The 13,493-nt window shown below is 42.8% G+C and carries 14 protein-coding genes; 8 read left to right on the forward strand and 6 right to left on the reverse strand.

Translation table 11 applies throughout. The features are described 5' to 3' along the window. Nucleotides 1-10 precede the first annotated feature (10 nt). The 3 genes from L2755_RS00840 to L2755_RS00850 form a co-directional block, all read right to left on the reverse strand. Nucleotides 11-268, reverse strand: coding sequence for an HPr family phosphocarrier protein (locus L2755_RS00840; protein ID WP_248978848.1), 258 nt, complete (start codon nucleotides 266-268; stop codon nucleotides 11-13). Nucleotides 269-329: 61 nt separating this feature from the next. Beyond that, the gene (locus L2755_RS00845) at nucleotides 330-722 is read right to left on the reverse strand and encodes an ACT domain-containing protein (RefSeq protein WP_248978849.1); all 393 of its coding nucleotides are present in this window, start codon (nucleotides 720-722) and stop codon (nucleotides 330-332) included. 322 nt (nucleotides 723-1,044) lie between these two features. Further along, nucleotides 1,045-2,685 carry a methyl-accepting chemotaxis protein gene (locus tag L2755_RS00850; protein WP_248978850.1) on the reverse strand — a complete coding sequence of 547 codons (1,641 nt, stop codon included), beginning with the start codon at nucleotides 2,683-2,685 and terminating at the stop codon, nucleotides 1,045-1,047. 335 nt (nucleotides 2,686-3,020) lie between these two features. On the opposite strand from L2755_RS00850, the gene L2755_RS00855 reads away from it, so the two are divergent. Further along, nucleotides 3,021-3,716 carry a DUF3334 family protein gene (locus L2755_RS00855; protein WP_248978851.1) on the forward strand — a complete coding sequence of 232 codons (696 nt, stop codon included), beginning with the start codon at nucleotides 3,021-3,023 and terminating at the stop codon, nucleotides 3,714-3,716. Nucleotides 3,717-3,908: 192 nt separating this feature from the next. On the opposite strand, the gene L2755_RS00860 is transcribed toward L2755_RS00855, so the two are convergent. Next, nucleotides 3,909-4,577 (reverse strand): 3'-5' exonuclease, encoded by a 669-nt coding sequence (locus L2755_RS00860; protein WP_248978852.1) that lies wholly within the window; start codon nucleotides 4,575-4,577, stop codon nucleotides 3,909-3,911. Between the two features lie 194 nt (nucleotides 4,578-4,771). Between L2755_RS00860 and L2755_RS00865 the strand changes: the two genes are divergently transcribed. Next, nucleotides 4,772-5,917 (forward strand): ribosomal protein uL16 3-hydroxylase, encoded by a 1,146-nt coding sequence (locus L2755_RS00865; RefSeq protein WP_248978853.1) that lies wholly within the window; start codon nucleotides 4,772-4,774, stop codon nucleotides 5,915-5,917. 130 nt (nucleotides 5,918-6,047) lie between these two features. Here the strand turns inward: L2755_RS00865 and L2755_RS00870 are convergent, their stop codons facing one another. Then, the gene (locus L2755_RS00870) at nucleotides 6,048-6,977 is read right to left on the reverse strand and encodes a transporter (protein ID WP_248978854.1); all 930 of its coding nucleotides are present in this window, start codon (nucleotides 6,975-6,977) and stop codon (nucleotides 6,048-6,050) included. A 196-nt stretch (nucleotides 6,978-7,173) separates the two neighbouring features. On the opposite strand from L2755_RS00870, the gene L2755_RS00875 reads away from it, so the two are divergent. From L2755_RS00875 to L2755_RS00890, 4 genes are all read left to right on the forward strand, one after another. Next, complete coding sequence (locus L2755_RS00875) at nucleotides 7,174-7,698, forward strand: GreA/GreB family elongation factor (protein ID WP_248978855.1); 525 nt, start codon at nucleotides 7,174-7,176, stop codon at nucleotides 7,696-7,698. 78 nt (nucleotides 7,699-7,776) lie between these two features. Further along, the gene (locus L2755_RS00880) at nucleotides 7,777-8,289 is read left to right on the forward strand and encodes a GNAT family N-acetyltransferase (protein WP_248978856.1); all 513 of its coding nucleotides are present in this window, start codon (nucleotides 7,777-7,779) and stop codon (nucleotides 8,287-8,289) included. Between the two features lie 22 nt (nucleotides 8,290-8,311). After that, nucleotides 8,312-8,845 (forward strand): GNAT family N-acetyltransferase, encoded by a 534-nt coding sequence (locus L2755_RS00885; RefSeq protein WP_248978857.1) that lies wholly within the window; start codon nucleotides 8,312-8,314, stop codon nucleotides 8,843-8,845. Between the two features lie 409 nt (nucleotides 8,846-9,254). Then, entirely contained in the window at nucleotides 9,255-9,617 is a 363-nt protein-coding gene (locus L2755_RS00890) for a hypothetical protein (protein WP_248978858.1), read from the forward strand. 5 nt (nucleotides 9,618-9,622) lie between these two features. Here L2755_RS00890 and L2755_RS00895 read toward each other — a convergent pair whose 3' ends face one another. Continuing rightward, nucleotides 9,623-11,158, reverse strand: coding sequence for a DUF3612 domain-containing protein (locus L2755_RS00895; protein WP_248978859.1), 1,536 nt, complete (start codon nucleotides 11,156-11,158; stop codon nucleotides 9,623-9,625). A gap of 157 nt (nucleotides 11,159-11,315) precedes the next feature. Here L2755_RS00895 and L2755_RS00900 point away from each other — a divergent pair, with 157 nt between their 5' ends. Together L2755_RS00900 and L2755_RS00910 are read left to right on the forward strand one after the other, a co-directional pair. After that, the gene (locus tag L2755_RS00900; RefSeq protein ID WP_248978860.1) at nucleotides 11,316-11,828 is read left to right on the forward strand and encodes an aldolase/citrate lyase/malate synthase family protein; all 513 of its coding nucleotides are present in this window, start codon (nucleotides 11,316-11,318) and stop codon (nucleotides 11,826-11,828) included. Nucleotides 11,829-12,117: 289 nt separating this feature from the next. Then, nucleotides 12,118-13,335 (forward strand): RsmB/NOP family class I SAM-dependent RNA methyltransferase, encoded by a 1,218-nt coding sequence (locus L2755_RS00910; protein ID WP_248978861.1) that lies wholly within the window; start codon nucleotides 12,118-12,120, stop codon nucleotides 13,333-13,335. Nucleotides 13,336-13,493 lie beyond the last annotated feature (158 nt).

The raw sequence follows: 13,493 nt of genomic DNA on the forward strand, positions 1-13,493 counted from the left end.
ATGAGGCCTTTTAGCTAAGTGTGATCAGTAGTTCAGAAACTTCTTCAACGGCTTGTTGAGCTAGCTCGCCTTGGGCGATAACTTTGACTTCGATGCCAAAATAAAGCCCCAGTGTTTGTAGCTTAAAAAGGCTCTTGGCACTAGCTTGCTTGCCGTTACATTCAACGATGATATCGCAATCAAACGATTTAGCTTTTTTGACTAATAGCGCCGCAGGGCGAGTGTGTATGCCATGCTTGGCTGTAATGGTAACGGTTTTTTGGTACATGAGATATTCTCGTCAAAAGGCAAAAAGCGAGTCCTTCACGTATACAAGGCTCGGTAAAGGACTAACCCTGATATTCAATGATTTGATAGTTCTTTTTCTTGAGTGCTTTGCTGGCTTCGGCCAAGGTGTCTTTTTTGACTAGAATATAGTCGGTATCGAATGTTGAAATGGCAAAGATACTAATTTTTTGCGCTGCTAACGCGCCAGATACACTTGCTAAAATACCCGTCATGGAAAACCCCAGCGGGCCTATTACCTCGAGGCATCGCCAGTTGTCTTCCTGCTCAAGACTGTCCATTTCGAATGTTGAACTTACGACGACTGACAGCTCTCCACCTGTTTTACCAATAAAGTAGATCTCTTGCTGAAAAATAGCACTTGGCACAACACTGTCTGGGGCGAGACTGTGAATGGTAAAAAGTTGCGGATGAATCGCTAAGGTCATGTGTGCCATAAATCAATTCCGTTTTTATAGAACTTCCGAATTGAATTTAGCTTAACATAGTTTGAATAATGAAAAAGGGGCAAATTATGGCCCTATTTAATCGATACCCATCCTACTTGAAAATGCTCGTTTCAGAGGCGTTGTGCGAGTTCAATTCTAGGCGCGTTAACGTAGAAATGGTCATTCCCTTTTAAGTTAGTGCAACAACGAAGTGTGCTTGCACAACGCCTTCTACGATGGGTTTTAATGGGCTTTACTCTGTGTTATTGATTAAAGCCCATTAAACTCCCACTGAATCATGCATCTTCAGGTAGGATGGGTATATAATCGCTTAGCTAACCTTAAACTGACTTAAGGTTTTAGCCGAGTTTTTACTAATGGATTGTAGTGACATAGCTGCATTTCGGTTACTTTCGTTGGCCTTAACCGAGACTTCGGTAAGCTCTGTGATACTGCAAATATTACGATTAATCTCTTCAGTGACCAGAGATTGCTCCTCTGTTGCACTGACTAACTGTGTGTTCATATCACTAATATGGGCGATTAAGGCTAGAATTTCACCGAGGGAATCTCCCACACCCTTTGCTTGGCTTTGAACCTGCACTGATTGCTGCTGCGTGCGCTCATTACTGGAAACTACTGAGCTAACGCCGGTCTGTATTTCGGTAATGATTTTTTGAATTTCATTAGTCGAGTCTTGAGTTCTATTTGCTAGCGCACGTACTTCATCGGCGACGACTGCAAATCCACGACCATGGGCACCTGCACGTGCAGCTTCAATCGCGGCATTTAGCGCGAGTAGGTTGGTTTGGTCGGCGATACCCCTAATCACATCTAATATGCTGCCAATTTGTTGTGAAGAGGTGCCAAGATCATGGGTTATTCGCTCAGATGTTTTTAGCTCTTCGACTAAGCGCTGGGTGTTGTCTAAGGTGTTATCCATCTTCTCCATGCTAAGTTGAGCCTGCTGCTTTACACTGTTAGCAGCATCTGCAGCTTGACTTGTGTTGGTCGCCATCTCTTGGGTGGTTGATAGCATCTCGTTGATTGCTGTAGCAACACTGCTGGTTTCTTGATGGAGGTGATCAACGCTGCTATTTGACTCCTCTACCGCATTGAGTAAACGGCTTGCGTCGTCATCAAGATTTTTTCCTAGCGGTTGTAGTTGCGCTACCGTATCTGCAATTTTTATCACAAACAGATTAAAAGCCTCTGCCAGCTCTGCCACTTCGTCTTTACCCTTGGTTGGTAATCTTTTAGTGAGGTCACCTTCACCTTGTGCTATATCTTTCATTGCGGCGATAGCCGCTTTTAGCGGAGTGGTAATCGACAGGTTAAGCACAATAAAGAAAGTGAATATTGGGATAGATATCATTAACATAATGACTAGATAATCAATAGCTATTGAATACATCACCGCTGTTATTTCGCTCTTAAAACTGCCGGTAATTAGCGTCCAATTCCACGCAGGGTAATATCTAGCCTCAAGTAATTTATCTTCGATTTGGCGGTTTTCTGGATTGAGAAAGTTTACTTCGCCTTTGGCCAGTCCATTAATTTTTGCGGCAGCAACGATGGCAGATAATGTCGTTTCATTACCTGGTTGGTTAATGCTGGAAACGTTGTTACCGATCGCTTGCTGGCTAGCGCCATGGGCTAAAATAGTTTGCTCTTTATCGAGTAAGATGAAGTAGCCATCATCGCCAAAATGTATCTGGCTAATAAGGTTAGCGCTTTGTGCCTTCGCACTATTTTCCGTGATGTCACCATTACCAACTTGGATCCTATGGGCTTCAATAACACTCATCACTGTGTTTAGCTGCGCATCATTTTGTTGCCATTTCTGTGTGACAAGATTGTTATATTGCTCGTTTATCGAAAAGCTAGCAAAACATACCGTTCCAATCGCTGCTAGCATAAGCATTAATATGAGACGTTGGAGGATGGTCAGTTGTCTTAAAAGGGCAATCATTATAGCGTCGCTCTACTAAAAAAAGAGTAAGTTGAATGTAACTGTTATTAGCAACAAACTGAACCACTAACAGTATGTTTATTTTAAAAATGTTAACTTCATCTAGTCTTTTTCTCATTCAGTTTCTTGTATATTTTAGCCCCTTTGGTATTTACATTTTTTCCACAAGCTGCGACTGGACTCGGTTGGCTGGCTGAACTTTTATTTTAGACTAAATGATTTAGTCTAATGTCTGAGCAAACGCTGCTGAAATAGCCATTTTTGCCATGTTTTTACTTTGATTTGTTATCGGTTTGCGGCACTATGAAACGATTACAATAATAAAGGTTTTAATTATGCTAACAACGCAAGAATCTGTAACGACTGATGACATATTACGCAAGCTGTGTTTGTCAGTCTCTCATGTGCTCTCTAGCACCACTAATAGCCAGATCACGCACGCTGGGATGGTGCAATCCATCACGCGTACTTGTTTAAAACCTGATTTAGGTTGTTTTTCAATATTTGACGGTGGCTTTTCTGGGCTCGTTGTTATCAATTTTTCGGCACCAGCTGCAATTGAAATTTATCGCAAATATATGATTAATATGGGCATGCCTGAGTCTGAATTGGCGTTCTCACATACATCAGATGAAGTTGGTAATGTCATGGGTGAGCTGATGAATCAGATGTTAGGCGATTTCATCAATAAAATTAGTAAAGAACTTCAAACGTCGATTAGTCAAAGTCAGCCAAAAATGTTGACGATTAATAAAGAGCTTACCATTTCGGTAGATACCAATCTTGATGAAGCTGTGGCAAGAAGAGTGTCTTTCAAAACGCAAAATAATCATATTTTTTATCTTGAGTTCGCCATGGATAAAACGGAGTTTATTAAGCTAACCGATTTTGATGCCGATGAAGACTTCGACCTAGACGACCTATTAGCTGAACATGGTCATAGCAGTGTTTCAAAGCCAGCACAAAATAAACAAAAAGATGTTCAAATGAGTGCCAGTGCAGATGATCTGTTTGACGAGCTAGGGATTTAAGAGGGATATTGCCGTCATCGGGCATGACGACATTCCAGTGGCTAGTTTCGCAAATCCACCAATAGCAGTAAAAACCTTGTTGAAAGCGCGCTTTGGCATAGCGCATTCAACGGTAGAGGTAAGCCAGCACAGGCAGCAGTATGAAGCCACTGGTAATGGCTAAAGTTTTAGTTCCCTCTAGCTCTCTGAGAACTAGCGTCCGTAGCTAGAGAGATATCTATTGACGTTGGCTTTGCTTTGTTTGGTGATCATTTGCATTAACGTAAATTCAGGATTTTGAATGCGATGATCTTGTTTAAGATCATCGAGCATCACTAACCATAGATCCGCCGTCATTTCTGAATCCGCTAACGCGCGGTGAAATACACCATCATGTTCAATCTGCTTATAGTGTATTAAGCTGCCAAGTTTATGATTAGGTGCATCTTGATAAAGTCTTCTGGCGATTAGCATCGAGCATGCGAACTCACCGCGATAGTCACGACCTATTGATTTAAGTTCGGCGTCTAAAAAACGTTGGTCGAAAGAGGCATTGTGAGCAACCAGATTATAATCTGCGATAAAGTCGGCAAATTGATCCATCACTTCATCACAAGGCGCTGCCCCACTGAGCATTTGGTTGCTAATGCCGGTATAGCTCTCGATAAAGCCACTAACACGAAACCCTGGGTTCATTAGCTGTTGAAACCGGTCAATAACAATGCCGTCTTTTAACATCACCGCACCAATCTCTATAGCGCGGTCACCTTGATTAGGCGATAAGCCGGTAGTCTCGAAATCCAGCACGATAACCGTATTGGCTTTGCTTGAAATTTCGGTTGTTATTTGCTGAGGATCTGCTGTGGTTGAAAAGTGTGCCAAAGTGCTACGAGCCCTATTAAGTTTGCGGTTATTGTAGTTCCACAGCGAAGTGAGTCAATGCAAATGTTGAGTTTATTGAGTACGCAGGCTTAATCGCGCTATTAAGACCACAGATCTCCAATTTTATGATCTTGACCAAATTACTAAATGCTAATATTTGTTAGACTCGCTGCAAATTATAGTGAGTGATAAATATGCAATTAGATTTAAATGGTATAACGCCAAAACAGTTTCTTGAGCAGTATTGGCAGAAGAAACCACTGGTGATCCGTCAAGGCTTTAAAAACTTTAAGGATCTGCTTTCACCAGAAGAGATGGCGGGGCTTGCTTGCGATGAGATGGTTGAGTCGCGCCGGGTGTTTAAAGCAAATGATGAATGGCAAGCTGAGTTTGGCCCATTTGAATCTTATGAAGAGCTTGGCGAGAAAGACTGGACGTTAATTGTGCAAGCACTTAACAACTGGGTACCTGAAGCAGAAGAGCTTATCCAATGTTTTGATTTCATTCCTCGATGGCGCTTAGATGACGTAATGGTTAGCTATGCCACACCTGGCGGCGGAGTAGGGCCTCATATCGATCTGTACGACGTGTTTATTTGCCAAGGTTCTGGTCGACGTCGTTGGAGAGTGGGTGATCTTGGCCCACATAAAGAGTTTGCGGCGCATCCAGCTTTGCTCCATACAGAAGCTTTCGATCCTATCATTGATGTTGAACTGCTGCCGGGTGATATTTTGTATTTACCGCCAGGATACCCACATGATGGGGTGACTATTGAGCCTTCAATGAGTTTCTCAGTCGGTTACAGAACCGCTTCAGCAAAAGATATGGTTAGCGCGATGGCTGACCATATCATTGATAATGATCTGTGTAATGAACAGATTGCCGATCCAGATCGCGTAATAAGTGAACATTCCGGTGTGGTTAATAACACCGATCTCGAGCGAATTAAGCAACAACTGTTTGCGACGCTTGATGATAAGTTAGTCAGTGAGTTTAGTGGTCGTTACCTAACACAATCCAAGTGTGAACTTGATTTACCAGAACAGCCTCTAGGGTTTCAAAGCTTAGATGTGACTGAGCAGATAAAGCAGCAGCCTTTGATTAAATTGGGTGGTTTACGTTGTCTTTATTTCGAAACAAGCGTTGCTGACGGTGTTTTGTATATCAATGGTGAACAACAGCAGTTAACGGCGGGCAATGAGGCATTTATTGCCATGCTTTGCGATACGCAGCAGCTCACATTAGCAGATTTAACCCCGTGGTTAGACAATAGCGAAGTCATTGAGCAATTAACCGATTGGGTGAATGCTGGCTACTGGTATTTTGACGATATCGACTAACTCGGCTTAGATCCTTTAAAAGGGTTCAGTGACGTTAGTCGTTGAACCCTTTTTTTTAACTGAATTTAAAGGGAGGCGAGCGGATAAAGCGCCTGAACTATTGAGCCAGATCCTAGAGATGGGCTAGCAGTTAAAAAATATATTGCCATACCGCACCCAAGGTATCGAAATCACTGCCTATTTGAGTGATCACTCCGGTACTGGCATACAGCTTAATACTATTACTTCTGTTGATTGGCGCTGAATAGGTAATGCCAAAACGGACGTTTTCTTGGGAGTCGAATGAATCGATACCATTCTTCTGAGTCTCACCGCCAAAGTAAAAATTAGTATTGAGCGACAACCAATGGCCGCGACTAAAGTTATAAATTAAGTGACCCTGTACAGTATATTGTGGTTCCTGCTGTAGTGTCACCCGGTTAAAGTACTCATCGTTATCGCCATAAAATCGTACTGAAGCGATTAAGTCGTAATACCAATCCCCCAGTTTGTGAGACATACCGATCCCAGGCCGAAACACCCAGCGATTAGCGCCTGAATTTATTAGCTTATTTTTCTCATATGATCCTGCCGGAATGGTGATCTGCAAACTGGTACCGACAACGAAGCCTTGTTGCCAAGCGGCAAAGTCTTGTGGTTTGAGAGCGGGGGCACCGTAAAAGTTCCATGAGAGTCGAATGTTTGGATCGCCATAACCGCAACGGTCAGCACTGACACGTTCACCCTGAAAGTCGGCGCTGCCTTTATAACAGATCCGGCTGGCCGTCATGTCAATTTTTGAGGAGCGCCCAGCTAAGGCGAAAGTATGCGCATAACCCACAACGCCCGCATTAATGGTGAGATCAGCATTCTCAATCGGCACCGACGGAGCAGGTGATAGCTCTCCTTCTGAATGGGCGGCACCCACCACCAAGAAATTCATTCCAATAGGGATATTGCTGTAACTTCTCGGTTCTAAATCTTGCGCAAAGCAGTAAGTTCCGCTGCTAGAAAGTATGACAACAGCAAGCATTTTAGCGGGGGCGATAAAACTACACTTATATTGACGGCTAATATTCAATCAGTATCCTTACTTGATCATTAATGAGCGATGCTGTGCTGGTTCTATTCCATAAAAAATAGCAATAATTATTACTCTAAGTTAACCAATTTGTCAGCTTAATCAAGCATGTTATGCTGCTAATCTTTAAAGAGATCTAAACAAGCTGATTTCTAAAATCAGTCAAGATATCGAAGTCAGCTAAATAGGGCGTTAAGTGTTACCAAGAATCACCATTGAACAATCAGTACAACATGCATTAACTATGGCCTATCAAGATGCCGTAGATGCGGCCAAGCGAGCCCATGACACGGCGACTGGGAGCGAAAGTGTTGCTGAAAATAAGTACGACACTTTTGGCTTAGAAGCATCATATCTTGCTCACGGACAATCGGTGAGAGTGGCACAATGCAAAGACGATATGCTGGCTTATGAGCAGTTGTTTGGCGTACTGAAACAAAAGGCCGTTATTGGCGCTTTGCAAGATGTATCCATTAAAGCTGAAAAAAAAGTAGCGTTAGGTGATCTGGTTGAGCTGATTGATGAAAACGATAAACTCAGTCGACTGTTTTTGGGTCCTAGCGGGGGGGGCTTAAAAGTACAGACAGCAGAGGGCAGTTTTATGCTGATAACACCTCAATCACCCATAGGCCAAAAATTGCTGACACGTGAAATAGGCGATGAAATTACCCTCACAATAGCCGGAAAAGCCCAGCATTATGAAATCGACACTATAAGCTAGCTCGAATCTAAAACTAAAACTAAACTTTACGCTTAACCGTGCAGTTAAGCTTTTTCGTTATCATCTAAAAGGATTTATATGGCGTTAATTACCACAGAACGACTGATTTTGAGAGAAGTTACCTCAACCGATGCTGAGTTTATCATGGCGCTTTATAATGAGCCTAGTTTCATCGAAGGGATCGGGGATAAGCAGGTTTATACCGTAGAGCAAGCTATTGAGTATATTGCTAACACCTTTACTAAAAGTTATCACGACAACGGTTACGGTATGTTCCTAGTTGTGCTACGTGAAGTCGGCACGCCTATTGGGATCTGTGGTTTGATCCGCAGAGATTATCGTGATGACTTCGAGCTCGGTTATGGGGTGTCTAAAATGTTTAGGTCGAAAGGTTACGCTGGAGAAGCGGCAACTGCGGTGCTGGAGTACGGCAAGCAACAGTTGAATGCCAAAGAGTTTATTGCGGTCACGTCGATGTCCAATCAAGCATCGATAAAGACACTAGAGCGTTTAGGTTTTTTATTCAGTAAAGTCGAAAAATTAGCGGCATATGATGAAGAGAGTCGTTTATTTAAACTCGCCGTCGATTAAATTAGCCATAGAGTAACTAAAAATGTCCACCTTAATAGAGCTAGACAACCTCATTATTCGCCAGTTTGAACAAAACGACCTGCATATTTTTGCTCGCTACCGCGCCGTACCTGATGTGGCAAAATACCAAAGTTGGAGTGATTATTCCTATGAGAAAGCCACTCACTTATTTGATTCAATGCAAGGTCATGAATTTGGTGCGGTAGGGCAGTGGTTTCAGCTGGCGATTGCAGACAAGCAGAGCAACGCCTTACTTGGTGACTTGGCGATACACTTTATTGATGCAGAGCAGGTAGAGGTTGGTTTTACCTTAGCACCAGAAAACCAAGGCAAGGGTATTGCTGCAAAATCAGTTGCCGCTTTTATTGATTACCTGTTTGATACCATGAATAAATATCGCATTGTTGCCACCACTGATTGCGACAACCATCCATCTTATAGATTGTTAGAGAGGGTTGGTTTTCGCCGCGAAGCTCATTTTGTTAATAACATTTTCTTTAAAGGGCAATGGGGCAGTGAGTATCAATATGCAATGCTGCAATCCGACAGAGCTTAAACTCGTTTTTATCGGCTGAATAATTGCAACTGATGTTAGCTCGTAGTATTAGCAATTGAATCGCAATAGAAAACAAAAGCCCGTTAGCTTGATACTGGCGGGCTCTGTCATTTCAAACCGAATGATATTTAGTTGGCTAGCTAACTTCGCTGTCACGACACTGTCATTAACAAATTCCTAGGCTAACTTTTTTGCCAAGTTTGGTTGATGTTTGTTATAAAAGGGTGAAAGCGAACAACGTGAATTGCTAGAAACGCCCCTACTTTTATTGACCACACCACAAGCCGTGTATGAAAAAAAGTAGGCTTTCATGTTAACCTTGAGCTTAAATTTGGCACAACACAACACATATGTATTCACGCTGTGTATTTAACGCTATTGAAACACCTGATAAACGGAGCTTCTGCAGATGACCCAAATTTTCAAGGCTCAACGGATTGTAATTGTGATGGTTTTAATTTTGTCTGGATGTAATATTGCAAACCATGGTTCATTTACCAGTAAAACCTATCAAGCACCAGCAGATCAAGAATCATTGGTAGAATTAGGGCCTGTGGTTGGGATAAGTTGCCAGACACAGTTTTTGTATTTACTGCCGATTGATGAAAGTGTATCCACTTTGCTTGCGGTTAATAATGCAAAGCAGAAAATTGAGGGTACCGTCGTATTAACTGACATGATTATCGACGATACGCTTTCAATTCAATTTGGTTATTCAGAGCAATGCATTATTGTGCATGCCATTGCTTTTGGCTTACTTAGCAAGCAATAGCAACTTTAAGCATCTTCACATAAAGCTTTGCCTGCTTGATAACAACTAGGCTGTCTTGGACATACTGCACCGCGCGAACAAATAAGCCGTGCATCATTTTGTATGCCGCGTTCCACCCAGTTAATATTGAGAATTTTTGCGACGCTCATGAGGTTTTTCTTTATATGCTTAGGCATCTCTACTGAGCCGCTGTTGGATGCACAGATTTGTTTTAGATCCGCAGCAATAGAAGCAGCATCGCCGCCTTGGGCATCAATAGCAGGGTTAAGGTCGATACCCGCGCAAAGCACATGACTGTTACCAGCCATGTCCTCAACTTTTATCGATTCACAACAATAGATCCGTGGTTCATGTGCGACATCCAAAATGGATATTTGCGCAGATGTACCGATTTTTGGCTCGTTTATCATTCTAAATACAGCCCAATGCTGACACGGATCTTCGACCACCCGCATGTTGCCCCAAGGCAGTGGAATACCATTGCCACGGTATACTGCTTTTAATTTACCCGGTGCATAGGCATCAAAGTAATGCCAATGAGGATAAGGGGATACAACCGTCATCCGCCGCATGGCTACAGATGCAGAAACCCCCACCGTTTTATTGACGTTAATTTCATAACCATGTCGGTCAAGCAGCTGCCGAAACGGCACTTTAGGGCACAGTAATGCGCCGGCAAAGAAGCTAGATTCAAAATCTCGCCAGGCATGTAGAATATCTTGCGCGTTTAGAGTCGATGATGCTGGAGCAGCAATCTCTTCATGGGCAGCTGTGTAGCGTCTACCTGCGGTTAGCACGCATTTTAAGCCATCTTTGTTGTGTAATACACAATGCCCTATATGCACTGACAGGTCGTATTTAAGTCGTGTAGGGTAAGATTTGAGCATCTTGTTCAGATAGATAGTTGAAGGTGGTTCAAAAAAAGAGGTGACGACATGAGCGGTGCTAACCCCCATTTCATCAACGACCTCTTGTGGCGTTCTGTCTATCCATTTAAGTTTTAGCCCTAATGATTTGGCAATGTCTTTTATATCATCTAAGGCGAGTGGTAAGCGCTTGTGGCCGATCTCTTCAGCAGCGCGTTCAAGATCGGGGAAGTGGTTTTGATGGTGTTCTTGGTGGGCACGAATGAGTAAATGTGCAAATTCTCGTCCTGTTGTGCCTGTTTGTGACAGCATTTCTGGGATGGCAATCTGTAAAATATCACTGGAAAACAGAAAACTGGGTTCTAAAGCCATACCACTTATACCACCACGACGACCTTTATCAGGGGTAATAGCGTCGTCTTCAGGTACATCATCGAGAAACCAATCCACCTCTTTTTGAAACACTGTAGCGATGACGGCTAGCATGCCTGCGCTAGGTACGCGTTTACCCCGCTCAATCATCGAAAGGTAAGATACAGAGGGGGCTGACTCAGGATCGACCCGTACACAACGGGCAGATAGATCTTCCATTGTAAGGTGATTTCTTTTACGCAAGTTTCTAATCTTGGTTCCAAGAAAATGTGACTTTCTGATCAGGCTCTGATTACTTTTCATATTGTAAAATTCACATTGTAAAATTTTTATTGTGAAATTGTAATGAAATTTGCACTAGACTACAAATCAAGCAATCAGAAAACGAATAAGTTTTTTGAAAGCAAATGAAGTTAGCAACGATGAACGACCTATTTTAGGATTGAATGAGGACAGGGCTATGGATATATCAACAATCAATAATACTGCAAATAACCACGAGAACAATCTATATATGGGTTCAGAATTTGCTGCTGTGAATGTTGTCACCCAGGCAGCAAACGACACCACAACACCCTGTGCCAAATCCTTCTTGGATGATAAGTTTCCCCTCACTCAAGGTTCACATAAAGAAGCCTGTAGTTATGTCGTTTACTACCAGCAACTGTTAGTGTTTATGAAAGACGGTAGCCAAACAGGGCTGCGTTGTCCAAAACAGTTCGTTGCACTGAACGGCCATAAGAGTGAACCTACTGCTATTTTGCTTAAAGACAATGGCGTTCATGTTGAACTGACTTTTGACAGAATAAGTGAAAAGGGCGTTCAAGATTGCGCCAATATCGAAGATATTTTAGTTGAAGGGCATCAGTACTGGATAAGCTTGGTCAATGTTGAAAACACCGTGGTAGCGTCGTCGGTACTCGACCAAGTCTTTACTGCCAAAGATGGCAGTGATTATGAGCTGAAACGTTAATCATTAGATGCGCTAGCAAGTGTAGGTAGTGCCATTGTGCCTTTATTGCGGACAATATGGGGATCCAGCAAGCATCTGTTCTGCTGGTCATCTGTTACGGCTTTATCCTCTACTACGGTGCGAAAGGCTGCAAATTATAGATTAATTGCTATTAGCCTCACTCAAAGCAGTTATTTTAAAAGCGACTTCAATTAAGTCGCTTTTTTATTGCTGCTTTTCTTAAGTTGACTTGCGTATTGGCCACTTTGCTCCTATGATCGCTGCGATTTCTTTCTACGGTAACTTTTAAATGCTAAATTCGTCTTTATCTCCCAGCTCGACTGAACTTGTGATTAGTATTCTTGACCTTGTATTAAAAGAGGGCAAGCCTCTTGATCGTGCTTATTCACAACATTTCTCAGGGCAACAATTAGAGTCTTCTGAGCTAGGACGTATCACCTTTGTCACCGGTGATATTTTAAGACGTTTAAATTTGTATTGTTATCTATCGGACGTTAAGCCTGAAGAGATGGTTCGAATGGGTTCTCGACTGCTCAATGCCTGGCACCTATTTCATCAATTACCGCTACCTAAAATGCAATATGCATTACAGGTAGATGAAAAGGTTCTCGCTGAGCGAACTGAGATAGCACGCCAACAACCAGCACTTTGGGACGGCTGTCCTGATTGGTTGAATGAAATGGGTGAAGCACAGTTGGGCGACCGTTGGCCTGCCGAACGTGCGGCGCTAACTAAGCCCGCTAAACGTTTTATTCGTGTCAACACACTAAAATCTACTCGCGATGATTTGGCGAAGAAGCTACGTAATGAACGGGTCCAAACCGAAGAGGTAGAAGGTGTAGATACTGCTTTAGAAGTGGTATCTGATTCAGCATTATTTAAAACAGAGAGTTTTAAAAAGGGCTGGTTTGAACAGCAAGATGCAGGCTCACAACTTATCGCTATCGCCCTTGGTGCTAAGCCGGGCATGTGTGTTGTAGATGCTTGTGCGGGTGCTGGTGGTAAAACGCTATCAATATCGGCGCAAATGCAGGGTAAAGGACGATTGCTCGCAATGGATGTTGAGCAGTGGAAACTCGATAACCTCAAGCAGCGAGCTCGTAGAGCGGGAGCTCACAATGTTGAGACACGCATTATTGCTAGCAGCAAGACGATTAAGCGCCTTAAATTGACCGCTGATCGTGTCTTACTCGATGTACCGTGTTCAGGCCTTGGTGTACTAAAACGTAACCCAGATGCAAAATGGCGTGACACACCTGAAAGACTGCCTATATTAGTAGCACTGCAAAAAGAGATTTTACAAAGCTATAGCAGAATGGTGAAAGTGGGCGGCATTTTGGTTTATGCAACGTGCTCAATCATGCCTGAAGAGAACCGCGACCAAGTTGATGCCTTTTTAGCGGCAAACAAACACTTCAGCTTTATCGAAGATGAAAACATCAGCCCAGCAGAAACAGGGTTTGATGGTTTCTACTACGCAAAACTTGAGCGTACTGCGGAAGCTTAAGCGGTTAGTACAACTTGTATAAAAAGAGCGCTTATAGCGCTCTTTTTATTGCCTGGAAATTGTGATGTTGCAGCGTTACCTGCACCTTTCGACTTCCTGCAACATCTCTATGTTGGTAAGGATTGATTCTTGACCATATACCGGGTTTAAAACAGGCA

The organism is Shewanella abyssi (assembly GCF_023284025.1).
In the GTDB taxonomy this organism is placed as follows: domain Bacteria; phylum Pseudomonadota; class Gammaproteobacteria; order Enterobacterales; family Shewanellaceae; genus Shewanella; species Shewanella abyssi.